Source organism: Rhodanobacter sp. DHG33 (genome assembly GCF_014843005.1).
GTDB lineage: Bacteria > Pseudomonadota > Gammaproteobacteria > Xanthomonadales > Rhodanobacteraceae > Rhodanobacter_A.
The window spans coordinates 493,483-517,569 of the sequence record NZ_JACYXM010000004.1 but is presented as its reverse complement, the minus strand read 5'-3'; the positions used below and the strand labels follow the sequence as shown (position 1 = coordinate 517,569).

The following is a 24,087-nucleotide window of genomic DNA, read 5'->3' as shown; positions in this document are numbered from 1 at the left end:
ACATGTTCGGCTATTACATGGACCTGGCCCTGCGCAGCCTGAAGCGCCACAAGGTACTCACCACGTTGATGGTGCTGTCGCTGGCGCTCGGCATCGGCGCCTGCATCACCACCACCACCGTGCTGCGACTGCTTTCGGGCGATCCGCTGCCGCAGAAGAGCAGTCAGCTGTTCTATGCGCAGGTCGACCCCAACGCCAAGGAAGGCTATATCGCCGGCCAGACCGAGCCGCCGTCGACGATGACCTACGTCGATGCGATGTTCCTGCTGCACGCGCACCGCGCGAAGCGGCAGGCGGCGGTGGCGCTGACCTCGGGCAAGATCGCGCCGCAGCGGGCCAACGAGCGGCCCTTCTACAGCGACGGAGTGCAGACGACGGCGGATTTCTTCGGCCTGTTCGGTGCGCCGTTCGAGTACGGCAGCGGCTGGACGGCGGCGGACGACGAGGGCGGCTCCCAGGTGATCGTGATCGCGAGCTTCCTCAACCAGAAGCTGTTCGGCGGCGCCAACAGCGTGGGCAAGACGATACGCATGAACGACCACGACTTCCGCATCGTCGGCGTGCTCAAGCCGTGGTCGCCGCAGCCGCGCTTCTATGCGCTGGACCTGGGCGGCCATGACTACGGCGGCGACGGCGATGCGATGTTCCTGCCGCTGAAGACTGCGATGGACCTGAAGATGGGGCCGCAGGACATCGAGTGCTACGACTCGGTCACCGATGTGAACAACCTCGCGGCCGCGCCGTGCATGTGGCTGGGCGTGTGGGTGGAGCTGCCGGACCAGGCCGCCGTAGCCGACTACCGCACGTTTCTCGCCAACTATGCGCGGCAGCAGGTGGCGCAGGGCCGCTTCAGCCGCGACGAGACCGCGCTGCTGGATCTGATGGGCTGGCTGCGCGACCAGCAGGTGGTGCCCGACGACGTGCGGCTGCAGGCCGGCCTGGCGTACGGCTTCCTGCTGATCTGCGTACTGAACACGGTGGGCCTGCTGCTGGCCAAGTGCCTGCGCCGCTCGCGCGAGATCGGCGTGCGCCGCGCGCTGGGCGCTACGCGCGGCGCGATCTTCGGCCAGTTCATGGTCGAGGCCGGCATCGTCGGCCTGGTCGGCGGCCTGCTCGGCCTCGGTTTCGCCGAGCTGGGCCTGTTTGGGATACGCCACCAGCCTGCCGAATACGCCAGTCTCGCGCACCTGGATCTGTCGATGTTCGTGTTCACCTTCGTGGTGGCGCTGGTGGCCAGCCTGATCGCCGGGCTGCTGCCCGCATGGCGCGCCTGCGCGGTGGCGCCGGCACCGCAACTCAAGGCCAGCTGAGGAGATACCCATGGAAATCCGTCCGATACTCGCCAGCCTGCGCAAGCACCGCATCCCGACCGTGCTCATCGTGCTGGAGATCGCGCTGACGTGCGCCGTGCTGTGCAATGCCGTGTTCATGATCGGCCAGCGCGTGAGCGCCATCCGCCTGCCCAATGCCATCGACGAGCACAGCCTGAGTACGGTCGGGCTGAGCGGCACCGACGAGAAAACCGCCGGCAGCGATATTCCGCGCAACCTCGCGGCGCTGCGCGGCATTCCCGGCGTGCAGGCGGCAGGGGCGGTCAGCACTTTGCCGCTCAGCCACAACAACTGGGGATGGAGCTTCGGCACCTCGCCGGATGTGTCGGTCTTCAACAAGAAGACGGTCAATTTCTCGCTGTTCTTCCTCGGCGAAGGTGCCGACAAGGCGTTGGGCCTGCGCCTGCTGGAAGGGCGCTTCTTCAACGCCGACGACTACGCGGACAGCTCGTTCGGCAGCGCGCCGCTGCCGGAGACGCACGTGACCCTGGTGACGCACAGCATCGCGGAGCGCATGTGGCCCGGGCAGTCGGCGCTGGGCAAGACCTACTACACCACGTCGCATTACTACACCGTGGTCGGCGTGATCGCCGACGTGCTGCGGCCGAACATCGACGGTCAGGGCGAAGCGAGCAACTACTTCAGCGCGTTCTATCCGATGAGTGCGGAGGGTTCCAAGGGCAATCTTCGGCGCTATGTGCTGCGCAGCGCCCCGGGCGACCGCGACCGCGTGATGCGCGCGGCGGAACAGAAGCTCATCGAGCTGAATCCCAACGGCGTGACCAAGAGCGCGATCTACTCGGACATGCGCGACCAGTACTTCGCCGACATGCGCAGCATGGCGTGGATGCTGGTGCTGGTCTGCGTCGTGATGCTCGCGGTAACCGCGTTCGGCATCGTCGGCCTCACCAGCTTCTGGGTGGGGCAGCGGCGCCAGCAGATCGGCATCCGTCGCGCGGTGGGCGCCAGTCGCGGCCACATCATGCAGTACTTTCAGACCGAGAACTTCCTGCTCAGCGGCGCCGGCGTGGTACTCGGCGTGGCGATGGCCTACGGCATCAACCTGTACCTGATGCAGCACTACGAAATCACGCGGATGCCTTGGTACTACCTGCCGGTCAGCGCGGTCGCGCTGTGGGGGCTGGGCCAGCTGGCCGTGCTCGGCCCCGCGCTGCGCGCCGCGAACGTGCCGCCGGTGGTGGCGACGCGGAGCGCGTGAGTTCCCCTTCTTCCGCCAGCGGGCGAAGGGAATGCAATGAGGAGAGACGGAAATGTTCGGCTATTACCTAGACCTGGCCTTGCGCAGCCTCAAGCGCAACAAGGTGCTCACCGTGCTGATGGTGCTGGCCATCGCCGTGGGTATCGGCGCGTCCATGACCACGCTGACGGTGATGCACCTGCTCTCGGGCGATCCGCTGCCGGGGCGCAGCCAGCACCTGTTCTATCCGCAGGTGGACCCTTCGTCCAGCCCGTCGCAGAAGCAGCCGTTCGATGTGATGGACTACCGTTCGGCGGTCGATCTGTGGAGCGCACATCGCGCCGACCGCCAAGCGCTTGTCGCGCACGCCACGCTGAAACTGCGTTCGCCGGAGACGAACCAGCCGCCGCTGATGGCGAAGACGCTGGCGACCACCAGCGATTTCTTTCCGATGTTCAACGTGCCGTTCCAGTACGGCAGCGGCTGGAGCGCCGACGACGATGCGCGGAATACGCGCGTGGTGGTGATTTCCGACGATCTCAACCGCAAGCTGTTCGGCGGCGCCAACAGCGTGGGCCGCACGTTGCAGCTCAAGGACAGCGACGTGCGCATCGTGGGCGTGCTGGCGCCGTGGCGACCGTCGCCGGTGTTCTACGACGTGGCCGGCGGCCGCTTCTCGAACGGCGACACCGCCAATTTCTATGGCAAGCCGGAAGACGTGTACCTGCCGTTCGGCGCCGGGCAGGACATCAACCCCAACAGCTTCGAGATGTTCACCTGCTGGGGGGATGACGACGGCAAGCACCAGCAGACCTCGCCCTGCGTGTGGGTGGCGCTCTGGGTGGAGCTGGACAGCGCGACCAAAGCCAGCGACTACACCAGCTTTCTCGCCAGTTACGTCGCGCAGCAGAAATCGCTCGGCCGTTTCGTGCATGCCGACGACTCGCGCCTGATGGGCCTGATGCAGTGGCTGGATTTCAACCGCGTGGTGCCCAGCGACGTGCGCCTGCAGATGTGGCTGGCGTTCGCCTTCCTCGCCATCTGCCTGTTCAACACGGTGGGTCTGTTGCTGGCGAAGTTCCTTCGCCGTGCCGGCGAAATCGGCGTGCGGCGGGCGCTGGGCGCAACGCGCAGCGCGGTGTTTGCGCAATGCCTGGTCGAGGCCGGGCTGATCGGCGTGCTCGGCGGCATCGGCGGCTGGCTGCTCACCATGCTGGGCCTGTGGCTGATCCGTCGGCAGCCGGTGGAGTACGCCGACCTTGCCCACCTGGACGTCGCGATGTTCCTGTCCACCTTCGCGCTGGCGGTAGTGGTGAGCCTGCTCGCGGGCGCATTGCCGGCGCTGCGGGCCAGTCGCATCGCGCCGGCATTGCAATTGAAGACGCTGTGAGGGCGACGACATGCAGACCAAACTGATCCTCGCCGCACTGCGCAAGCATCGCCTGGCCACCCTGCTGATCGCGATGGAAATCGCGTTGGCTTGCGCGGTGCTGTGCAATGCCTGCTTCATGATCGCCAATCGCCTGCAGCTGACCCGGGTGAACAGCGGCGTGGACGAGAAGGCGCTGGCCGTGCTCACGCTGGGCGGCTTCGACCAGGCACAGCCCGGCGACCTCAATGCCCGCGTGACCGCCGGGCTGCGCGCGATTCCCGGCATGCAATCGGTGAGCGTGATAAACGCCGTTCCGTTCAATGAGCAAGGTACCAACGGCGGCGTCACGCTGGACCAGGCGGGCAAGCGCTTCGGCGGCGTGGTGACTTTCTACACCGGCGGCCCCGGCAGTTTCGAGGCGCTGGGCCTGAAGCTGGTGGCGGGACGCGCACCGCAGACCGACGACTTCCAGTCGATGGCCACGTTCGTGCCCAGCGACGCGCAGGTGGTGGTGAGCCGCACGCTGGCCGAGCACCTGTGGCCTGGTGAGGATCCGCTGGGCAAGGAGTTCTGGTGCGGCGGCTTCCACTTCCGCGTGATGGGCGTGGTGGCGCACATGGCGCGGCCTGCCGCGGGCGAGGGCGGCACAGGCACGATCGAGTGGTCGGTGTTCGTACCGACGCTGCCCGGGCACAACCTGGCCGGCACCTATCTGTTGCGCGCCGATCCGGCGGATCTGCCGCACGTGCTGCGCGATGCCGAGACGGCGATCGCGCAGATCGCTCCGGACGTGGTGCTCGACCACGAGGGTAGCCGCACGGTCAGCGACCTGCGCGAGCGCTATTTCCGCAACGATCGCGTGATGGCCGGCATGCTGCTGGGCGTGATCGCCGCGCTGCTGGGCGTCACCGCGCTGGGCATCGTGGGCCTGGCCAGCTTCTGGGTGGCGCAGCGGCGCAAGCAGATCGGCATACGTCGTGCGATCGGGGCGACGCGCGGCGACATCCTGCGTTATTTCCAGGCCGAGAACTTCCTGATCGTCACCTTCGGCATCGCCTTCGGCATGTTGCTGGCCTACCTGCTCAACGCCGTGCTCATGAAGTTCTACGAGCTGCCGCACCTGCCGCTGTACTACCTGCCGATAGGCGCGCTCTCGCTATGGGTGCTGGGCCAGCTGGCGGTGCTCGGCCCGGCATTGCGCGCGGCGGCGGTGTCCCCGGTGGTGGCGACGCGATCCGTGTGATTTTCAGAGGTGCGCGGGAACCCGCCGCCAATCGTTGACCTTGATGGAGTGATGCATGAAGAAGATTCGGCGGGCAATCGGCGCCCTGTTGGCTGCGGCCACGTTCGCGACGGCAGGCGTCGTAGGCGCGGTCCCGGCGCAGCAGGATGCCGCGCACTGGATGACGCGTGACCAGGTCACCGGCGTCATCGCCGCCAACCAGAAGATCGTTTCGCCGAACGGCATCCAGGAACAGCTCAAGGGACGCATCGGCGGCGTCGACCAGTGGCTGACGATACGCGGCCGCGATCTCCGCAATCCCATCCTGCTGGTGCTGCACGGCGGTCCGGCATCGCCGGACATGCCGCAGGCCTGGACGTTCGAGTCGCCGTGGCAGGACTACTTCACCGTGGTCGAGTGGGATCAGCGCGGCGCAGGCAAGACCTATGCCGCCAATACCGAAGCGCAGATGGCGCCGGGCATGAGCATCGAGGGCATGACCGACGATGCGGCCCAGGTCGTGGACTACCTGCGCCAGCGCTTCCACAAACAGAAGATCTTCGTGATGGGGCACTCCTGGGGCAGCGTGCTGGGCGTGGAACTGGCGCAGCGCCACCCGGACTGGTTCTACGCCTATATCAGCGTGGGCCAGGTCGTGAACATGCGCCGGAACGAAGAGGACGGTTACGCCTTCGCCATGCGCGAAGCCAAGGCGCACGGCAATGCCGCTGCCGTGCGCGAGCTGGAATCGATCGCACCCTATCCGGGTCCGAAGGACATCACGCTCGACCAGATCAGCGTGCGCGACAAATGGGAGATGTACTACGGCGGCCTCGCCTGGGGACGCCAGGATTACCAGTTCGCGGCGGATACCTGGGACCTGTCGCCCGACTACAGCGCAAGCGACGTCAGCGCCATCGGCAAAGGCAGCGTCTTCTCGCTGAAGCACCTGCTCAAGCCGCTGCTGTCGGTCGATCTCGACCACACCACCCAGTTCGGTTGCCCCGTGGTGATGTTCGTCGGCGCGCACGACAACACCACCTCGCACACGTTGGCCGAGCAGTGGTTCGACAAACTGCAGGCGCCGTCCAAGCGGCTGGTGGTGTTCGCCGATTCGGCGCACATGATCATGCTGGAGCAGCCTGGCCGCTTCCTGGTGCATCTGGTGGACGACGTGCTGCCGTATGCGCAGAAGGCGGGCGATGCGGCGCCCGCCGAAACGGAGCGTGACCACTGACCCTTGGAGAGGCCTCGCGACGCCTAGGCATCGCGGACAGCTGCCTCGGAAGGCCGCAGTACACACGTACATGGAGAAGAAGATGTTCGGCTATTACCTCGACATGGCATGGCGCAGCCTCAAGCGCACCCCCGTCCTCACCGGCCTGATGGTGCTGGCGATCGGCCTGGGCATCGGTGCCTCGATGACCATGCTGACGGTGCTGCACGTGATGACGGACGACCCGATGCCGGGACGCAGTGCACAGCTGTACACGCCGCATCTCGATCCGTTGCCGCTGAACCACAAGCAGGGCGGCGACAGTCCCGACGCCAGCGCCAACCTCACCTGGCCGGATGCGATGGCCCTGCTGCAGTCGCATCGCGCCACGCGGCAAGCGGCGATGGCGGGCGGTACCCTGCTGGTGCATCCGGCGCAGCCCGGACAGCAGCCGTTTTATGTGGATGGCCGCTACACCACGGCGGATTTCTTCACGATGTTCGGCGTGCCGTTCCAGCGCGGCGGCGGCTGGCGCGCTACGGACGATGCGGCCAGCGCGCACGTGGTGGTGTTGGCCGCGTCGCTGGCGCGCAAGCTGTTCGGCAGCGCGGATGCCGTGGGCAGGATGGTGCAACTGGGCGACAACGACTACCGCGTGCTCGGCGTGGTGGACGATTGGGCGCCCAAGCCGATGTTCTACGCCGACGCCACTGCCAAGCACTACAGCGATGCGGATCTGTTTTTCCTGCCGCTGTCGGTGGCGGTGGACAAGGACCTCCAGCTCAACGGCAATCAATCGAGCTGGAGCAAGGAAGCCTTGGGCAAGCACAGCGGCAGCATGAGCTGGCTGCAGTTCTGGATGCAATTGGACACGTCCGCGCAGGTGTCGGCATATCGGCAATATCTCGTGGACTACTCCGCGCAGCAGAAAGCGCTGGGCCGCTTCCAGCGCCCGCCCACCAACGCGAAGCTATATACCTTGATGGGTTGGTTGGCACACCAGAACCTGGTGCCCAACGACGTGCGCCTGCAGCTGTGGCTGGCGCTCGGTTTCCTGTTCGTGTGCATGCTCAACATCGTGGCACTGCTGCTGGCGAAGTTCCTGCGGCGCGGCGGCGAGATCAGCGTGCGCCGCGCGTTGGGTGCACGGCAGCGCGACATCTTCGTGCAGTTGGGTATCGAGTCCGCCTTGATCGGCATGGCCGGCGGCGCCCTGGGCGTGCTGATTGCGCAACTCGGTCTGTGGAGCATTCGCCAGCGTCCGGACGACTACGCGCATCTGGCGCAAATGGACGGGGCGATGTTGTTAGGCACCCTGGCGCTGGCCGTCGTTGCAAGTGTGCTGGCGGGCTTGTTGCCTGCGTGGCGTGCATGCCGCGTGGCGCCCGCGCTGCAGTTGAAAACCATGTAGGAGCGCGCCCTGCGCGCGATGGAGCCGGTGTTGACGGCTCCTGTCACTGGAGAAGGCAAAGCCATGCAGATCCGACCCATCCTTTCCACCCTGAGCCACCACAAGCTCACGGCCGTCCTGCTGACCCTGCAGGTGGCCTTCACCTGCGCCATCGTCTGCAACGTGGTGTTCATGGTGGCCAACCGCATCAACCGCATCAGCGTACCCACCGGCATTGCCGAGAACGAGCTGTCCGCGATCGTGAGCGTCGGCATCGAAAAGGGCGAGAACGCGCAGGCGCGGCACGCCGCCGACCTGGCGGCGCTGCGCGCGATTCCCGGCGTGAAGTCCGCGGCGGCGACGAGCTATTCGCTGCCGTTGAACCAGAGCGAGGATTCCAGCGGCATCTGCCCCAGCAAACAGGCGCTGGATCGGGCGATACAGCTCAATTCGATAGAAGGCAGCGGTTGCGTGCAACCGAGCGATTACGACGGCACACCCGGTCTGCTCGGCACGCTGGGGCTACGCCTGGTCGAGGGGCGCGATTTCCAGCCGGACGAGTACGTGAGCACGGGCAAACCAGCCGTTGCCATCGTTACCCGTGCGCTGGCACAGCATCTATATCCAGGCAAACAGGCGCTGGGACAGAGCATGTACGACGGCGACAACTACATACGCGTCGTCGGCATCGTCGACACGTTGCTGCGTCCCAACCTGCGCCAGCCCGGTGTGGACGGCGACAGCTTGATCTGGCCGAAGCTGCCTGGCGATTCCTACGTCACCTACGTGCTGCGCAGCGCACCGCAGGATCGCCAGCGCGTGCTGGCCGCGGCGCGGGATGCGCTGCTGAAGGCCAACCCCAATCGCGTCATCAACCCGAAGTCGACGCAGACCTACGCACAGATCCGCGCCGCCTATTTCCAGCGCGACACCACCATGATCGGCCTGCTGGTCGCCTCCGCGCTGGGCCTGCTGTTCGTCACCGCACTGGGCATTGCCGGGCTGGCGAATTTCTGGGTGCAGCAGCGTACGCGCACCATCGGCATCCGGCGCGCGATCGGCGCGACGCGTGGCGACATCCTGCGCTATTTCCAGGCCGAGAACTTCCTGATCGTCGGCGCCGGCGTGGTGGTGGGCGTGCTACTGGCCATCGGCCTGAATCTTCTGCTGATGACGCACTACGAGCTGCCGCGCCTGCCGCTGTGGTATCTGCCGATCGGCGCGCTGGTGCTGTGGGCACTGGGCCAGCTTTCGGTGTTGTCGCCTGCGTTGCGGGCGGCGGCGGTGCCGCCAGTGGTGGCGACGCGCAGCGTGTGAGTTCCGTTGCGGAATCCCCGATGGGAGGCTGGGGAAGACTTTAGATTACACATGTAATATCTTTGCCGGGCGCCTGGGTGGCGGCGCGTCGCAAACCGGAGAGGGATGGCATGCTTCGCTACAGTTTCGAACTGGCCGCGCTGGGCCTGCGGCGCTTTCCGAAAAGCACCGTGCTGGTGGTGCTGACGGCGGCGCTGGGCCTGGCGGCATGCATGACCACGCTGACCTTGCTGCATGTGCTGTCGGCCGATCCGCTGCCCGGACGCAGCCAGAATCTCTACCTGGCGTGGGTGGATACCGTGCTGGCGAAACCGTCGAATGCCGGCGCCGACATCATGGCGATGAACGGATTCAAGACGAACAACTATCACACCATCAAGCTGGCGGATGCGCAGGCCTTGCTCGCGGCGCATCGCGCGGCGCAGCAGTCGGTGGTGGTCGACGTGGTTGCGGACGAGGTGTCGGACGACGGCCGGCATGCGCAGAACCAGCAAATGGTCTTGGCCACCACCTCGGACTTCATCCCGATGTTCGGCGTGGCGTTGCGCTACGGACGTGACTGGACGCCGGCCGAGGATGCCGCCCGCGCACCGGTGGCGGTGATCGACACCGACCTGGCGCAGAAGCTGTTCGGCACGCCCAACGCGGTAGGGAAAAGCGTGCGGCTGAAGAAGACATTGTTCCGCGTGGTGGGCGTGATCCAGCCCTATGTGCTGCAGCCGCATTTCTATGCCTTGAGCGGCGGCGACTACAGCAGCGACGGCGGGGAAAACCTCTATGTGCCCTATGCCGCCGCGCTGGACGCGGGCTTGGCACCCTACACCACGGACGGCTGTGACGATGCCCGTCACGGCAAATTCGGCGATGCTCCCGATCCCGCGCACTGCGCCGTGCTGGGCCTGTGGGTGCAGCTCGATACGCCGCAACAGGTGGCGGCCTACCGCACCTACCTGCAGAACTACGTGGAGCAGCAAAAAGACCTGGGGAGCTTCGGCAAGCCGCCACGCTCGGAGCTCACCGGCGTGGCCGAGTGGATGAAGCAGAACAACGTGGTGCCCGACAGCGTGCGACTGAACGTGTGGCTGGCCGCCTCGTTCCTGCTGTTGTGCATGGTCAACGTGGCCGGGCTGCTGGCGGCGCGTTTCCTGCGCCGCAGCGGCGATGTCGGCGTACGCCGCGCGCTGGGTGCGCCGCGGCGCGCGGTGTTCCTGCAGCACGTGCTGGAGTCGGGCCTGGCATGCCTGGTGGGCGGTGTGCTGGCCTTGCCGCTGACATGGCTGGGCCTGTGGATACTGCGCCAGCAGAGCAGCGACTTCGCCGGGCTGGCGCATCTCGATCCGGCGATGTTCGGCTCGTTGTTCGCATTGGCGCTGGCCGTAGGCGTGCTGGTGGGGCTGCTGCCTGCGTGGCGGATGTCGCGGGTCGAGCCGGGCCTGCAGGTCAAGGGCGAATAGGGAGCCAGCCATGTCGATCCGGATTCTCTTTTCCAGCCTGCGCCGCAACAGCCTGATGCCTTCGCTGGTATTGCTGCAGGTGGCCCTGGCCTGCGCCATCCTGTGCAACGTGCTGTTCCTCGCGTGGCAGCAGATGGAGCCCATGCTGGCGCCCAGCGGCGTGGACGGGAATGACCTGATCCTGGTCGACGGGCTGGACGCGCCCGATCGTGCCTGGACGGCAGCGGAGGTGCAGGCCGGCACCGATGCCCTGCGGACGGTACCGGGCGTACGTGCGGCAAGCGCCGCGCTCGGTCTGCCGATGGTCGTCAGCTTCGTGAACATGCGGGCGTTCCGCGGGCCGACCGGCGCCGCGGTGGGCGTGAATGTCTACGAGGGTTACGACCTGCTCGATACCTTGGGGCTGCAGCTGGTGAGCGGCAGGAACTTCCTGCCCGGCGAATACCGCGACCTCAACAGCGAGCAGGGCAAGGGCGTGCCGGAACCGGTCATCATCACGCAGTCGCTGGCGCGGCAGCTGTTCGGCGATGCCTCGCCGCTGGGGCAGGTGCTGCATTCCCCCGAGGAAACGAAGGGGCCGGGGTCCGTCGTGGTGGGTGTGGTGCGCCACCTGCTGCGCAACCGGATGAACGTGGCCACGGACGGTCGCGCGGACGATACGGTGCTCACGCCGGAGCGCGTGGCTACGTCGCCGTGGCTGGCCTATGCGGTGCGGGTCGATCCCGCCATGCGCGAAGCGGCGCTCCGTGGCGTGCGCAAGGCCATCGAGAGCCAGTTCGACTCCCTGCTGCCGGTGGGCTCGAAGCCCAAGGCGGAATCCTATGCCGCCCGTCGCGACAAGGTCTTCAAAAGCCGCCGCGCCACGCTGGAACTGTTCGCCGGCGTGGCGCTGACCGTGGTGATCGTCACCGTGATCGGCATCATGGGCCTCACGGGCTTCTGGGTGCAGAAGCGCACGCGGCAGATCGGCATCCGGCGGGCGCTGGGCGCGCGGCGCATCGACATCCTGCGCTACTTTCTCGCCGAGAATGCGTTGATCGTGGGCATCGGCGTGGTGCTGGGCATGACCCTGGCCTACTTCGGCAATGCGTGGCTGATGCGCTATTACGAACTGCCGCGCCTGCCGTGGACCTGGCTGCCCCTGGGGGCGCTGCTGATGCTGCTGCTCGGCCAGCTCGCCGTATTGTCGCCCGCGCTGCGCGCGGCACGGGTGCCGCCGGTGGTGGCGACGCGGAGTGTGTGACGTGTGCAACTTTTCGTGTACGTAGGTCGGTAGTCATGGCAACCTTTTCGTCCGGAGCCGCATCCAAGCGGACATGTGCAGGAACAAGATGCGTACCGTACTGATCATCGACGACAACCCCGCCGTGGGTGAGGCGCTGTCGCTGCTGCTGTCGCTGCATGACATCCGCCCGCTGGTGGCGCTGAACCAGGCCGAGGGCCTGGCCGCGCTGGAGCGCGAACGGGTGGATGTGGTGATCCAGGACATGAACTTCACCGCCGACACCACCTCGGGCGAAGAGGGTGTGGAGCTGTTCCGCGCGATCCGCGAGCGGCATCCCGACTTGCCGGTGATCCTGCTCACTGCGTGGACCCACCTGGAAACCGCGGTGGAGCTGGTGAAGGCCGGCGCCGCCGACTACCTCGCCAAGCCGTGGGACGACCACAAGCTGCTGGCCACGGTGGAGAACCTGCTGGAGCTGTCCGAATCCACGCGCGAGGTGAGCCGCGCACGCCGCGAGCGCCGCCGCCGCCGCGAAGTGCTGCAGAACACCTACGAGCTGGACGGCCTGGTGTTCGCCTCCGAGGCGATGGCGCGCACGCTGGACCTGGCCTGCCAGGTGGCGCGCGCCGAGGTGCCCATCCTCATCACCGGGCCGAACGGCGCGGGCAAGGAGCGCATCGCGGCGATCGTGCATGCGAACTCGCTGGTGAAGAAGGGCCCCTTCGTGGCGGTGAACTGCGGTGCGCTGCCGGGCGAGCTGATCGAGGCGGAACTGTTCGGCGCCGACGCGGGTGCGTACACCGGTGCGAACAAGGCGCGCGAAGGCCGCTTCGAGCTGGCCGACGGCGGCACGCTGTTCCTCGACGAGATCGGCAACCTGCCGCTGCCGGGCCAGATGAAGCTGTTGCGCGTGTTGGAAACCGGCCAGTTCGAACGTCTCGGCTCCGGCCGCACGCGGCAGGCGAAGGTGCGCGTGCTCAGCGCCACCAACGCCGACCTCAAGGCGATGATCCGCGCCGGCACGTTCCGCGAGGATCTCTATTACCGCCTCAACGTGATCGAGGTGAGCCTGCCGCCGCTGTCCGAGCGCGTGGATGACGTGCTGCCGCTGGCCGAGCACTTCCTCGCCGGCCGCGCCACCCTGGGCGACGCCGCGCGCGACGCGTTGCTGGCCTATCCGTGGCCGGGCAACGTGCGCGAGCTGAAGAACGCCATCGAACGCGCCGCGCTGCTGGCCGGCGGCAAGCCGATCACGCCGGAGCTGCTCAACCTGCCGCAATTCGCGGCGGCTGCCGCGCGCAATCTCGACGAGCCCAGCCGCGAAGCGGTGGAGGGTGCGCTGCACCAGGCCGATGGCGTGGTGAGCCGCGCCGCGCAGTCGCTGGGCCTGTCGCGCCAGGCGCTGTACCGTCGCATGGAGCGTTACGGGCTGATAGCGCCGGCCTGAGCTTGTGGCCGCCGTGGGTTGCGACGAAACTGCACGTGGGGATGCGCGTGCATGCGAATGTCCGTTCCGGTCGACGTATGGACGACGCATGCCGGGCGGGTTGTATTCCGATAGGCCACTTGGAGCACGTCATGCATATCCGACTGTTCGCTGCATTGCCGCTCTGCCTGTTCGCCTTCGCGGTATCGGCCCAGACGACGACGGCTTCCGACCAGTGGGCTCCGGTCGCGCCGGCAACCCACTATGCGTCCCAAGACAACCAGGCCGCGCGCGGCAACGAAGCCGCGGCCACGCCCTCGCCGTTCAAGTTCAAGGAACCGCGCAAGACATGGGAGCCGGAACCTCCGCCGCCGCGCGCCAACGACCAGCAGACCGTGATGGGCACCCAGCACGCCTGGATGGATGGCCAACCGCCGGTCGTCTGCGCGCAGACGCCGCGCGATCCCTCATGTCACTGAGTAGGCTTCTATGTGGCGCCACCTGAGCTCGCTGCAATTCCGGCTGACCATACTGCTCGCGGTGGCCGCGGTGGCCGGCGCGCTGGTCTACGTGGGCCTGACCCAGTGGCCGCTGCCGCAGTTGATCGGCTTGCTGCACAGAGACCTGTCGGTGTCGCTGCGCACGCCGGCGCAGATGGGCGTGTATGGCGCCCTCGTGGTCAGCGTGCTGGTTCTGCTGCCGCTGGCGTGGGGGCTGGCCTATCAGGTGATGGCGCCGCTGAGCCGGATGCTGCGCGCGCTGGAAGGCGCGGTGGCGAGCTATCGCGACGGCGACTTCAGTTTCTCCATCGCCACGCGACGCAGCGACGAGCTCGGCGAGCTGATCCGCATGCACAACGCCCTGGGCCAGACGCTGCGCGATCAGCGCCAGCACCTGGTGCAGCGTGAATTGCTGCTGGAGACGGTGGTGCAGAACACGCCGGTGGCGCTGGTGCTCGCCGATGTCAGCGGCCGCGTGGTGTATTCCAACATCGCTTCGCGCCACCTGTTCAACGACGGCAAGAGCCTCAACGGCTTGGATTTCGCCGAGGTGCTGACCTCCGCGCCGGAAGCCTTGTCGCGCGCCGTGGAAAGCGGCGAGGACGCGCTGCTGAGCGTGGAGCTGGACGGCAACGAGGAGACCTTCCACCTTTCGCAGCGGGCGTTCCGGCTGCAGGGCAGGCCGCACCGGCTGCACCTGTTCCGGCGCATGACGCGCGAACTGTCGCGCCAGGAAGTGGCGACATGGAAGCGGGTGATCCGCGTCATCAGCCACGAGCTCAACAATTCGCTGGCGCCGATCTCCTCGCTGGCGCATTCCGGCGCGGAGCTGGCGCGTCGGGGCAATCTGGAACGCCTGCCCGGCGTGTTCGCCACCATCGGCGAGCGCGCCAAACACCTGCATGGTTTCATTGCCGGCTACGCCAGCTTCGCCAAGCTGCCTGCACCGCAGCCGCAACTGGTGGAGTGGGAACCTTTCCTCGCCTCGCTGGCGTTGCATTGCCACTACAAGCTCGCCACGTCCGTCCCTGCGGAACCGGCGCGTTTCGATCCGGTGCAGATCGAGCAGGTGCTGATCAACCTCATCAAGAACGCGCACGAATCGGGCAGTGCGGAGGACGACGTGAGTCTCGGCATCCTCGACGTCGGCAACGAGCTGCGCATCGAAGTGGGCGACCGCGGTCCCGGCATGAGCGAGACCGTGCTGGCCCAGGCGCTGCTGCCGTTCTATTCCACCAAGCGTTCCGGTACCGGTCTCGGCCTTGCGTTGACACGCGAAATCGCCGAGGCGCACGGTGGGCGCGTGCTGCTCGCCAACCGCGAAGGCGGCGGGTTGAGCGTGAGTCTGCGGCTGCCGCAATACGGCGCGCGGTGAACGCGCATCGTGCAAATGCAATTGTCTAACACGCGTCGTATTGCCTAGCATGGGCGGATGCCTCGCTCCGCCAGACCACTGTTGATCCGCCTGCGCCACCATCGCGGCCTGTGGCTGATGGTGTGTGCGGTGCTGCTCATCAAGCTGGCGACCAGTTCCATTTGCCTGGGCGACGCGTCCGGCAAGCGCTTTGCCGTGACGCAGGCTCCGACGGTTGCGGCAGCCCTGACGGCGGATGCCGACACCGACGACGGTTGCCTGCTGGGCGAGGCCGGCGATTGCCATTGCGCTTGTGCCCACACGCTGACCCTGGTCAGCCGCGGCTTGGCGCTCGTACTCTCGCCGCAACCTGCGCGACTGGAAGCCGCCAGCGCTGCCGCAGACCGTTTGCCGACTCTCGTCGGCTCCTTGTTGCGCCCACCCATCGCCTGAAGACGCCGAGCCCCGGCGACGTCGCCGCCATGCGGCGCGTCGCTTCGTGACCGTTTTCAGGAGATTCGTATATGTCTTTGTTGCGATCGGTGCCTGTCGGCGCCGTGTGTTTGTTGTGGGCGACGTGGCTGGGTGCCACGCCGTCCGTTGAGTCGCCCGCGGCGCCCGTCGCGTTGCGCGAGGCCGTGCAGATGGTTTGGCAGGCCAGCCCCGAGGTAGCCGCGGCGCAGGCAGGGCGGGATGCGGCGCTAGCCCGGGCGCAAGCGGCGGGGCGCCCCCTGTACAACCCCGAATTGCAGTTCGAGGCCGAAAACGCCGACGTGGACAGGCGTGTGGCCGGACTTGGCCTGACGCTCGACCTCTCCGGCAAGCGCAGCGCCCGTGCCGCCCAGGGCGAAGCCGTCGCACAGGCGAGCGAGGCAGCCTATGCGCTGGCACGTCGGGACGTCGCTGCGCGCTGGCTCAAGGCGTGGGCCGCGCAGGCGCAGCTCGCACGCCAGGTGGCATTGGGTCGCGAGCGAGTGGAGCTGATGCGCCGCTTCGATGCGCTGGCGGCCGAACGCCTGCGCGTGGGCGACCTGGGTAGCCCGGAGCGCTATCTTGCCGCGCTGGCGCTGAGCGAAGCACAGATGCAGCAGGCCGTGTTGCAGGGGCAGGAGGCTGCTGCACGCGCCGCGCTTTCGGCCATCGCCGGTGCTGCACAAGCGCGCGAGTCTGCGGTACTGCCGCCGATGCCGGCCGAGCTGCCGACCACCGCGGATGGCGTGGCGCCACGTCATCCCGATGCATTGCCCGAATGGGCGCAAATGCGCGCGGAACAGCGGGCCGCTGCAGCGGGAGTACGGGTGGCCAGGCGTGCGCGAGTGCCCGATCCCACGGTGAGCCTCACGGGCGGCACCGTGCGCAGCGGTGCACGCCGCGATCGCGTGGCGGGCATCAGCGTGTCGATTCCGTTGCCGCTGCTCAATTCCGGTAGCGCGGAAGTGGCTGCGGCGCTGGCCGAGGAAAACGCCGCCGATGCGCGGCTTCGGGCCCGCGAGTTCGCCCAGCGCGCGGGCCTGCTGGAGAGCAAGGCGCGCTACGCCGCGCTGCGCGATGCCGCCAGCGCGTTCCGCGCGGGCCGTGCCGGTGCGCTGAACGAGCGCGCCATGTTGCTGGAAAAACTCTGGCGCGCCAGCGAGATCGGCACCGCCGACTACCTGACGCAACTCAAACAAAGCCTGGACACCGCGCTGTCCGGGCAGGAACTGGAAGCCCAGGTCTGGCAGGCCTGGTTCGATTACCTCGCTGCCGCAGGTCGCCTTCAGGACTGGCTGGCCGGCAGCCTTGCGGAGAACGCCCCATGAAGAACCGCTTTTTTGTCCGCGGCCTGTTGATGCTCGCGACGACCGTTGCCATTCCCGTGCCGATGCCGACGTTTGCCGCCGAGGCCGGACGCGCAGGCGAAGCCGACCCGTTGCTGCTCGACGCCGCTGCGATCCGCGAGGCCGGCATCGCGGTGGATACGCTCGCTGCGCGCAGGCTGGCCGACGAAATCAAGGCACCCGGCGACGTGCGCGCCGATGCGTATTCCACCGTACTGGTGGCACCGCGCGTGGAAGCGCAAGTAGTGGGGCGCATGGCGAAGCTGGGCGACGAAGTGAAAGCGGGCCAGCCCTTGCTTCGCCTGTCCAGCGTGCCGGTAGCCGAAGCGCAGGGCGCGCTGATCGTGGCCGAGCAGGACTGGCAGCGCATCGCCGCCTTGGGGCCGCAAGCGGTGTCGGGTCGCCGCTATGCCGAAGCGAAAGTGGCGCGCGATCAAGCGCGCGCGAAGCTGCGCGCCTATGGGCTTGCCGACGACCAGATCGCCGCATTGTTGCGCAAGGGTTCGGCCGCGGCGGATGGCAGCTTCGCGCTGCTAGCGCCGGTGGCGGCGCGCGTGGTCAGCGACGATTTCCTGGTGGGGCAGCGCGTGGAAGCGGGCAGCACCCTGTTCACGCTGGTGGAAGAGGGCACGGTGTGGGTGGTGGCGCACATGTCGCCGCGCGACGCCGAACGCGTGACGGGTGACGCCGTCGCGCGCATCGATGCGCACGGCCAGGTGGCGAGCGGCAAGGTGATCGGCCGCGCCCATGCCACCGACGAGCGCACGCGCACGGTGCCGGTGCGCATCGCGGTGGACAACCGCCGGGATCTGCTGCATCCGGGCGAGATGGTGGAGGCGCGCATCGTCACGGGCAGCGGCGACGACGCACTGGCCGTGCCCGCGGAGGCCATCGTGCTGCTGCAGGGCCAGACAACGGTGTTCGTGGATCGTGGCCAGGGCCGCTTCGCCCCGATGGCGGTTCTGGCGGGCGACACGCGCGATGGCTGGACGGTGGTCCGGCAGGGCCTGCCCGCCGGATCGCGCTACGTGCGCTCCGGCGCGTTCGCGCTCAAGGCGCGCCTGCTGCGTTCGCAATTGGGAGAGGAATGATGCTGGAACGACTCGTCGCGCTCTCGCTGCGCAACAAGCTGCTGGTATTGGTCGCTTTCGTCGTCATCGCCCTGCTCGGCGTGAAAGCCGTGCGCCAGCTGCCCATCGATGCCTTTCCCGATGTCACGCCGGTGCAGGTGAATGTCTACACCGAAGCACCGGGTCTCGCCGCCGAAGACGTGGAGCAATTGCTCACCACACCGGTGGAATCGGCGCTGGGAGGCTTGCCCGGCGTGGAGGAGGTGCGTTCCACCAGCCTGTTCGGCTTGTCCTACGTGTCGGTGAATTTCACCGATCGAACGGACGTCTATTTCGCACGCCAGATCGTCAACGAACGCCTGCAGCAGGTGGCGGAACGCCTGCCTGCCGGCTATGGCAAGCCGGAAATGGGGCCGAACGCCTCCGGGCTCGGCCAGGTGCTGTGGTACACGGTGGAGCGTAGCGACGACGGAGCGGCCACTCCCTCGGACATGGATCTGCGCACGCTGCAGGACTGGAACCTGCGCCTGGCCCTGCGCACCGCGCCGGGCGTGGACGACATCACGTCGTGGGGCGGCCAGGAGCAGCAATACCAGGTACGGGTGGATCCGCTGAAACTGGTCGCGCACCGGCTCGGCTTCAAGGACCTGATCGACGCCTTGCAGGCCAACAATGCGCAGGTCGGGGGCGGTTTCGTCGACGGCGGACACGAGCAGTATCTGGTGCGCGGGCTGGGCCTGGTGCGCAATGCCGGCGACATCGGCAACATCGTGTTGAAGACCGAGGACGGCACGCCGGTGTACGTACGCGACGTGGCCAGCGTGACGGTGGCAGGCGCGCCGCGCACCGGCGCGGTGACCCGCGACGGCAGGGAAGTGGTGCTGGGCATGGCGCTGGCGCGCATCGGCGAAAACGCCAAGGGCGTGGTCGATGCGGTGAAGACGCGGTTGGGCAAGCTGGCTGCGAGCCTGCCGGCAGGTGTGTCGCTCAAGACCGTGTACGAGCGCACCGATCTGGTTAACGCCGCGGTGGGCACTGCCGAGCGTGCGTTGGTGGAGGGAGCGCTGCTGGTGGCCTTGGTCCTGTTCCTGTTCCTCGGCGAACTGCGCAGCGCCCTGGTCGTGGTGATCGCGCTGCCGCTGGCCATGCTGATCGCCTTCGTCTGCATGCAGCAGGCAGGGTTGTCGGCCAACCTGATGTCGCTGGCGGGTCTGGCCATCGGCATCGGCATGATGGTCGACGGCGCGCTGGTGGTGGTGGAGAACGCGTACCGCACGATGGCCGAGCGCAAGGCGCACGGCCTGCCGGTGGACCGCACCGGCGCCGTGCTGGACGCCGTGCGCGAGGTGGCGCGGCCGGTCGCGTTCGCCATCGCCATCATCATCGTGGTGTTCCTGCCGCTGTTCGGTCTCGAAGGGCTGGAAGGGAAGCTGTTCAAGCCGATGGCATTCAACATCGCTTTCGCGATGGCGGGCTCGCTGCTGCTGGCGCTTACGCTGGTACCGGTGCTGGCCGCGCTGGTGCTGAAGCCCGGCGAGGAGAAGGACACGCGCCTGGTGGGTTGGCTCAGGCGTCGCTACGGCGGCCTGCTGGCATGGTCGCTGGCGCATCGCCGGCGGGTGCTGGGCATCGCGATGGGGGCCTTGCTGGCCAGCCTTGCGCTGTTTCCTTTTCTCGGCAAGGAATTCATGCCCGACCTGAAAGAGGGCGCCATCATGTGGCGCATCACCTCGGTGCCGTCCGCCTCGCTGGACGAATCCATCGCGCTTTCGAAGCAGGTGTCCGCGCTGGTCAAGCAGCGGTTTCCCGAAGTGGAAACCACGCTGGCGATGATCGGCCGCGCCGAGAAGGGCGAAACGGCGGATGTGAACTACATGGAGGTTTACACGCCGCTGAAGCCGAAGCCGCAATGGCGCAAGGGCGTGACGCTGGAAAGCCTGGAAGGGGAGATGCAGCAGGCACTCTCCGCCACGCTGCCCACGGCGGTGGTCAGCTACACCCAGCCCATCCAGATGCGCATCGAGGAGCTGGTCTCCGGCGTGCGCGCCACGCTGGCGCTGAAGCTCTACGGCGACGATCTCGGCGAGCTGGACCGCCTGGGCGGTCAGCTCAAGAACGCCATCGCCACGGTGCCCGGCGTGGCCGATCTCGCGCTGGAAGCGAACCTCGGCAAGCCGCAGATCCGCATCACGGTGGATCGCGGTGCGCTGGCGCGTTACGGCATCAATGCCGACGACGTGCTCACCGTGGTGAAGAACGGCATCGGCGGCGAGGCGGTGGGCAGCCTGCTCGACGGCGTGAGGCGCTTCGACATCGCGGTGCGGCTGGACGATGCGGACAAGGCTTCGGCCGATGCGGTGAGACGCATCCCGATCCTTTCGCCGTCGGGCGCGCTGGTGCAGTTGTCGCAGGTGGCGCAGGTGGATGTGGCCGAGGGTTATTCGTTCATTCGCCGCGAAGGCTTGCGGCGCCAGGCGGTGATCCAGATGGACGTGCGCGGACGCGATATCGACGGTTTCGTGCAGGAGGCGAACGCGAAGATCGCGCAGGTCGTGAAGCTGCCTCCCGGCTACACCCTCGAATGGGGCGGTGCGTTCGAGAACCAGCGGCGCGCCTTGGCGCGTCTGGCGTTGATCGTGCCGCTCACCATCGCCTTCATCTTCCTGCTGCTCTACACCGCGTTCGGCTCGCTGCGGCAAGCCGCGCTGATTCTTGCCAACGTGCCGTTTGCCGCGGTGGGCGGCGTGCTGGCGTTGGCGTTCACCGGGCAATACCTGTCGGTACCTTCGGCGATCGGTTTCATCGCGGTGTTCGGGGTGGCGATGCTCAACGGCATCGTGCTGGTGGGCTTTCTCAACGATCGCCGCAGGCAGGGCGCCAGCGTGCGCGATGCCGTGCTGCACGGTGCGGTGCTGCGTTTGCGCCCGGTGCTGATGACCGCCAGCGTGGCGATCCTGGGCCTGTTGCCGATGCTGCTTTCCAGCGGCGTGGGCGCGGAAACGCAGCGTCCGCTGGCCACCGTTGTGGTGGGCGGCCTGGTCACCTCGACCTTGCTGACCCTGCTGCTGTTGCCGCTGCTGTACGACTGGCTGGAGGGCAGGGCGGACCGTCGGTCCTGACGGCGAGCGGGCGAGCCGCGAACCGGCTCGCCCGCCTATACTGCAGGCCTCACCGGAAAGAGGGGCAAGTCATGGGATCGATTCTTGCGTTGGTCATCGTGGTGCTGGTGGTCGTCACCCTGCTCAAGATGGTGCGCATCGTGCCGCAGGGCTACGAATGGACGGTGGAAACCTTCGGCAAATACACGCGCACGCTCGAGCCCGGGTTGCACCTGCTCATTCCGGTGTACCAGACGGTCGGGCGCAAGATGAACCTGATGGAGCAGGTGCTGGACGTGCCTTCGCAGGATGTCATCACCAAGGACAACGCCGTGGTGCGCGTGGACGGCGTGGTGTTCTACCAGGTGCTGGATGCCGCCAAGGCGGCGTATGAAGTGGCCCAGCTGGAGCAGGCGGCGCTGGCGCTGGTGATGACCAACATCCGCACCGTGCTCGGCTCGCTGGACCTGGACGAATCGCTCAGCAAGCGCGACGAGATCAACGCACGTCTGCTCAAGGTGGTGGACGAGGCGACGCACCCGTGGGGCGTGAAGGTCAACCGCATCGAGATCAAGGACATCGCCCCGCCGCGCGACCTGGTGGATGCGATGGCGCGGCAGATGAAGGCCGAGCGCGAGAAGCGCGCCAACATCCTCGATGCCGAAGGCCTGCGCCAGGCAGCGATCCTCAAGGCGGAAGGCGCCAAGCAGTCGGTGATCCTTGCCGCGGAAGGCGAGAAGGAGGCGGCGTTCCGGGCCGCCGAGGCGCGCGAGCGCACCGCCGAAGCCGAGGCCAAGGCCACGACGATGGTGTCCGATGCCATCGCCGGCGGCAACGTCAACGCGCTCAACTATTTCGTCGCCAACAACTACATCGAGGCGCTGAAGGCGATGGCCGCTTCGCCCAACCAGAAGATGCTGTTGCTGCCCATCGAGGCCACCGGTGTGATCGGTGCCATGGCGGGCATCGCCGAGCTCGCCAAGGAGTCGCTGGGGCAGCAGCAGGCAGCGGTCAAGGCGGTGCCGCCGCCGCGTTGAGGCATGGCCCCTTCCTCGTTCGCTGGGGAAGGAGCTCCTCTCAAGCTCCCGGGCGACTGCCAAGACTTCGCTGCCTTCGCAAAGGTAAGGTCGACTCTTCCGCTGGTGCGCGACATGGGTACCGACCGGGAAAGAGCGGCTCCACGAAGCATCCATCGCCGCCCCATCAATCTGGCCTATGATCATTCGCGGTCGGGACAAACGCCCCTTTCTTCTCCGGCAGGCATATCGGAGAAAGAATCCTTCACCTGGATGCTCCCCATGCTCGGACAGATCGCAACGCATTACCTGTGGTGGATCCTCGCCCTGCTGCTGATCGCGGGCGAGGTGATGGTGCCCGGCTATTTCCTGCTGTGGATCGGCATTGCCGCCGCGGCGATGGGCGTGCTGCTGTGGCTGTTCCCGGGGCTGGGCCTGCTGACCCAGGCGGTGCTGTTCGCTGTGCTGGCGCTGGCAGCGTGCCTTGCCTACGCGCGTTGGCTGAGGCCGCGCATCGAGCGTCGTGTGCCGGGTCGCGAGCGGCTCAATCGCCGCGGCGAGCAGATGGTCGGCCAGCGCTACGTGTTGATCGACCCCATCGTCAACGGCCGCGGCAAGGTGCGCGTGGGCGACGGCCAATGGTTGGTGAGCGGACCCGATCTGCCGTTGGGCAGCACGGTGGAGGTGACGGCGGTGGACGGCACCACGCTCAAGGTACGCGCGGCTCCATGAGTGCTACGGTCGCGGCCGCCCAACCACCGATCACCGCAGCGCTGAATACGCGCATCGCCTTCCTGCTGGAGCTGGCGCGGCGACTGCATCAGTACGGTACCTCGGCGCCGCGGCTGGAGATGGCGGTCGATCGTTCCGCGCGGCGGCTGGGCCTGCAGGCCGACGTGTGGTCCAGCCCCACCGCGATCATCATTTCCTTCTCCGACCTGGGGCAGGGCGACGAAGGCGTGGCCCAAACCACCCAGGTAATGCGGCTCGCCCCCGGCGACGTGAACCTGGCGCGCTTGTGCGAGGCGGACGACATCGCCGACCGGGTGATCGCGGGCGAGCTGGACCTGCGCGAGGGTTTCCGCCTGTTGCGCGCGCTGGGTGCGCCGGACACGCGCCGGGCGAAGATCAATACCGTCGCCAGCTATGGGCTGTCCGCCGCCAGCATTGCCGCGCTGTTCCTGCACAGCTCGTGGGTGGACCTGGTGGTGGCCGCCGTGATCGGCGTACTGATCGGCTGCATCACCATCCTCTCCGCCACGCGGCCGCGGCTGGCGGTGGCCAGCGACGCGATCAGCGCGATCGTGGCGACCACGGTGGCGATCCTGGTCAGCGCCTTCGTGGTGCCGCTGGCGATCAAGTCGGTGGTGTTGGCGGCGCTGATCATCTTGGTGCCGGGCATGTCGCTCACGACCGCGGTGCGCGAAGTGTCCAGCGGGCATCTGGTCTCCGGCATGGCGCGCATGGGCGGTGCCACGGCGACCCTGCTCAAGCTCGTCTTCGGTACGGTGGCGGCCACCGAGGTCTGCGCCGCGTTCGGCATTTATGCGCGCGATTTCGCGCTGCCGCCGCTGCCGGGATGGACGGATTGGGTGGCGCTGCTGGTGGCGGCGGTGGCGTTCGCCATGCTGTTCCGCGCCGCGCGGCGCGACTGGCCGGCAGTCATCGTCGCGGTGATCGCCGGCTACCTCGCCACACGCTGGGGCGGCGAATTCTCCGGGCACCTGCCCAGCGCGCCGTTCGGCGTGTTCATCGGCGGCCTCTTGGTCAGCGCGCTGGCCAACCTGTATGCGCGGCTATGGCACCGGCCCGGCGCAGTGATCCGCGAGCCGGGCATCCTGCTGCTGGTGCCGGGCAGCGTCGGATTCCGCAGCATGTCCTTCCTGCTGGAGCGCGACACCACGCTGGGCATGGATACGGCCCTCCTGCTGATCACCCTGCTGGTGTCGCTGGTGGCGGGGCTGCTGTTTGGCGAACTGCTGGTATCGCCCCGCCGGTCGCTTTGAAGCGGAGCGATTACCAAGGTTCCAGGACCGGGTTGCAGCGCTCATAAAAGCGGCGGGTCCGGGCGACACCGTTGC

The 24,087-nt window shown here is 67.4% G+C and carries 19 protein-coding genes; all 19 read left to right on the top strand.

Annotation, left to right across the window (positions count from 1 at the left end; all coding sequences use genetic code 11):
* Positions 1-2: 2 nt before the first annotated feature.
* The 19 genes from IHE46_RS10230 to IHE46_RS10140 all read left to right on the top strand — a co-directional run bounded on the left by IHE46_RS10230 (position 3) and on the right by IHE46_RS10140 (position 24,012).
* A complete protein-coding gene (locus IHE46_RS10230; RefSeq protein WP_192164523.1) occupies positions 3-1,310 on the top strand; it encodes an ABC transporter permease in 1,308 nt (435 codons plus the stop codon).
* 10 nt (positions 1,311-1,320) lie between these two features.
* Positions 1,321-2,550, top strand: a complete 1,230-nt coding sequence (locus IHE46_RS10225; protein ID WP_192164522.1) for an FtsX-like permease family protein — start codon at positions 1,321-1,323, stop codon at positions 2,548-2,550.
* Between the two features lie 52 nt (positions 2,551-2,602).
* On the top strand, positions 2,603-3,919 hold the full coding sequence (locus IHE46_RS10220) for an ABC transporter permease (RefSeq protein WP_192164521.1): 1,317 nt from the start codon (positions 2,603-2,605) through the stop codon (positions 3,917-3,919).
* Between the two features lie 10 nt (positions 3,920-3,929).
* Complete coding sequence (locus IHE46_RS10215; protein ID WP_192164520.1) at positions 3,930-5,144, top strand: FtsX-like permease family protein; 1,215 nt, start codon at positions 3,930-3,932, stop codon at positions 5,142-5,144.
* Positions 5,145-5,199: 55 nt separating this feature from the next.
* Positions 5,200-6,360, top strand: a complete 1,161-nt coding sequence (locus IHE46_RS10210; protein ID WP_192164519.1) for an alpha/beta hydrolase — start codon at positions 5,200-5,202, stop codon at positions 6,358-6,360.
* Between the two features lie 82 nt (positions 6,361-6,442).
* On the top strand, positions 6,443-7,750 hold the full coding sequence (locus IHE46_RS10205; protein ID WP_192164614.1) for an ABC transporter permease: 1,308 nt from the start codon (positions 6,443-6,445) through the stop codon (positions 7,748-7,750).
* A 63-nt stretch (positions 7,751-7,813) separates the two neighbouring features.
* Positions 7,814-9,046: an FtsX-like permease family protein gene (locus IHE46_RS10200; RefSeq protein ID WP_192164518.1), complete on the top strand. Its 1,233-nt coding sequence runs from the start codon at positions 7,814-7,816 to the stop codon at positions 9,044-9,046.
* A gap of 110 nt (positions 9,047-9,156) precedes the next feature.
* Positions 9,157-10,500, top strand: a complete 1,344-nt coding sequence (locus IHE46_RS10195; RefSeq protein ID WP_192164517.1) for an ABC transporter permease — start codon at positions 9,157-9,159, stop codon at positions 10,498-10,500.
* Positions 10,501-10,510: 10 nt separating this feature from the next.
* On the top strand, positions 10,511-11,743 hold the full coding sequence (locus IHE46_RS10190; protein ID WP_192164516.1) for an FtsX-like permease family protein: 1,233 nt from the start codon (positions 10,511-10,513) through the stop codon (positions 11,741-11,743).
* 88 nt (positions 11,744-11,831) lie between these two features.
* The gene (locus tag IHE46_RS10185; protein WP_192164515.1) at positions 11,832-13,172 is read left to right on the top strand and encodes a sigma-54 dependent transcriptional regulator; all 1,341 of its coding nucleotides are present in this window, start codon (positions 11,832-11,834) and stop codon (positions 13,170-13,172) included.
* 131 nt (positions 13,173-13,303) lie between these two features.
* Complete coding sequence (locus IHE46_RS10180; protein ID WP_192164514.1) at positions 13,304-13,630, top strand: hypothetical protein; 327 nt, start codon at positions 13,304-13,306, stop codon at positions 13,628-13,630.
* Positions 13,631-13,640: 10 nt separating this feature from the next.
* Positions 13,641-15,026, top strand: coding sequence for an ATP-binding protein (locus IHE46_RS10175; RefSeq protein WP_192164513.1), 1,386 nt, complete (start codon positions 13,641-13,643; stop codon positions 15,024-15,026).
* A gap of 57 nt (positions 15,027-15,083) precedes the next feature.
* Positions 15,084-15,458, top strand: a complete 375-nt coding sequence (locus IHE46_RS10170; protein WP_192164512.1) for a hypothetical protein — start codon at positions 15,084-15,086, stop codon at positions 15,456-15,458.
* Between the two features lie 71 nt (positions 15,459-15,529).
* Positions 15,530-16,804, top strand: a complete 1,275-nt coding sequence (locus IHE46_RS10165) for a TolC family protein (RefSeq protein WP_192164511.1) — start codon at positions 15,530-15,532, stop codon at positions 16,802-16,804.
* 62 nt (positions 16,805-16,866) lie between these two features.
* The gene (locus tag IHE46_RS10160; RefSeq protein ID WP_225562984.1) at positions 16,867-17,913 is read left to right on the top strand and encodes an efflux RND transporter periplasmic adaptor subunit; all 1,047 of its coding nucleotides are present in this window, start codon (positions 16,867-16,869) and stop codon (positions 17,911-17,913) included.
* Positions 17,913-21,011 (top strand): CusA/CzcA family heavy metal efflux RND transporter, encoded by a 3,099-nt coding sequence (locus IHE46_RS10155; RefSeq protein ID WP_192164510.1) that lies wholly within the window; start codon positions 17,913-17,915, stop codon positions 21,009-21,011. The genes IHE46_RS10160 and IHE46_RS10155 overlap by 1 nt, the downstream gene beginning before the upstream one ends.
* A 71-nt stretch (positions 21,012-21,082) precedes the next feature.
* The gene (locus tag IHE46_RS10150) at positions 21,083-22,027 is read left to right on the top strand and encodes an SPFH domain-containing protein (RefSeq protein WP_192164509.1); all 945 of its coding nucleotides are present in this window, start codon (positions 21,083-21,085) and stop codon (positions 22,025-22,027) included.
* A 261-nt stretch (positions 22,028-22,288) separates the two neighbouring features.
* Entirely contained in the window at positions 22,289-22,738 is a 450-nt protein-coding gene (locus tag IHE46_RS10145) for an NfeD family protein (RefSeq protein WP_192164508.1), read from the top strand.
* Positions 22,735-24,012 (top strand): threonine/serine exporter family protein, encoded by a 1,278-nt coding sequence (locus IHE46_RS10140; protein WP_192164507.1) that lies wholly within the window; start codon positions 22,735-22,737, stop codon positions 24,010-24,012. Before IHE46_RS10145 ends, IHE46_RS10140 begins: the two co-directional genes overlap by 4 nt.
* The last annotated feature ends 75 nt before the right edge of the window (positions 24,013-24,087 follow it).

What these genes read in the sequence shown, in the direction of transcription:
- IHE46_RS10230 (WP_192164523.1), top strand. Translation starts at nt 3, where the DNA reads ATGTTCGGCTATTACATGGACCTGGCCCTGCGCAGCCTGAAGCGCCAC.
- IHE46_RS10225 (WP_192164522.1), top strand. Translation starts at nt 1,321, where the DNA reads ATGGAAATCCGTCCGATACTCGCCAGCCTGCGCAAGCACCGCATCCCG.
- IHE46_RS10220 (WP_192164521.1), top strand. Translation starts at nt 2,603, where the DNA reads ATGTTCGGCTATTACCTAGACCTGGCCTTGCGCAGCCTCAAGCGCAAC.
- IHE46_RS10215 (WP_192164520.1), top strand. Translation starts at nt 3,930, where the DNA reads ATGCAGACCAAACTGATCCTCGCCGCACTGCGCAAGCATCGCCTGGCC.
- IHE46_RS10210 (WP_192164519.1), top strand. Translation starts at nt 5,200, where the DNA reads ATGAAGAAGATTCGGCGGGCAATCGGCGCCCTGTTGGCTGCGGCCACG.
- IHE46_RS10205 (WP_192164614.1), top strand. Translation starts at nt 6,443, where the DNA reads ATGTTCGGCTATTACCTCGACATGGCATGGCGCAGCCTCAAGCGCACC.
- IHE46_RS10200 (WP_192164518.1), top strand. Translation starts at nt 7,814, where the DNA reads ATGCAGATCCGACCCATCCTTTCCACCCTGAGCCACCACAAGCTCACG.
- IHE46_RS10195 (WP_192164517.1), top strand. Translation starts at nt 9,157, where the DNA reads ATGCTTCGCTACAGTTTCGAACTGGCCGCGCTGGGCCTGCGGCGCTTT.
- IHE46_RS10190 (WP_192164516.1), top strand. Translation starts at nt 10,511, where the DNA reads ATGTCGATCCGGATTCTCTTTTCCAGCCTGCGCCGCAACAGCCTGATG.
- IHE46_RS10185 (WP_192164515.1), top strand. Translation starts at nt 11,832, where the DNA reads ATGCGTACCGTACTGATCATCGACGACAACCCCGCCGTGGGTGAGGCG.
- IHE46_RS10180 (WP_192164514.1), top strand. Translation starts at nt 13,304, where the DNA reads ATGCATATCCGACTGTTCGCTGCATTGCCGCTCTGCCTGTTCGCCTTC.
- IHE46_RS10175 (WP_192164513.1), top strand. Translation starts at nt 13,641, where the DNA reads ATGTGGCGCCACCTGAGCTCGCTGCAATTCCGGCTGACCATACTGCTC.
- IHE46_RS10170 (WP_192164512.1), top strand. Translation starts at nt 15,084, where the DNA reads ATGCCTCGCTCCGCCAGACCACTGTTGATCCGCCTGCGCCACCATCGC.
- IHE46_RS10165 (WP_192164511.1), top strand. Translation starts at nt 15,530, where the DNA reads ATGTCTTTGTTGCGATCGGTGCCTGTCGGCGCCGTGTGTTTGTTGTGG.
- IHE46_RS10160 (WP_225562984.1), top strand. Translation starts at nt 16,867, where the DNA reads ATGCCGACGTTTGCCGCCGAGGCCGGACGCGCAGGCGAAGCCGACCCG.
- IHE46_RS10155 (WP_192164510.1), top strand. Translation starts at nt 17,913, where the DNA reads ATGCTGGAACGACTCGTCGCGCTCTCGCTGCGCAACAAGCTGCTGGTA.
- IHE46_RS10150 (WP_192164509.1), top strand. Translation starts at nt 21,083, where the DNA reads ATGGGATCGATTCTTGCGTTGGTCATCGTGGTGCTGGTGGTCGTCACC.
- IHE46_RS10145 (WP_192164508.1), top strand. Translation starts at nt 22,289, where the DNA reads ATGCTCGGACAGATCGCAACGCATTACCTGTGGTGGATCCTCGCCCTG.
- IHE46_RS10140 (WP_192164507.1), top strand. Translation starts at nt 22,735, where the DNA reads ATGAGTGCTACGGTCGCGGCCGCCCAACCACCGATCACCGCAGCGCTG.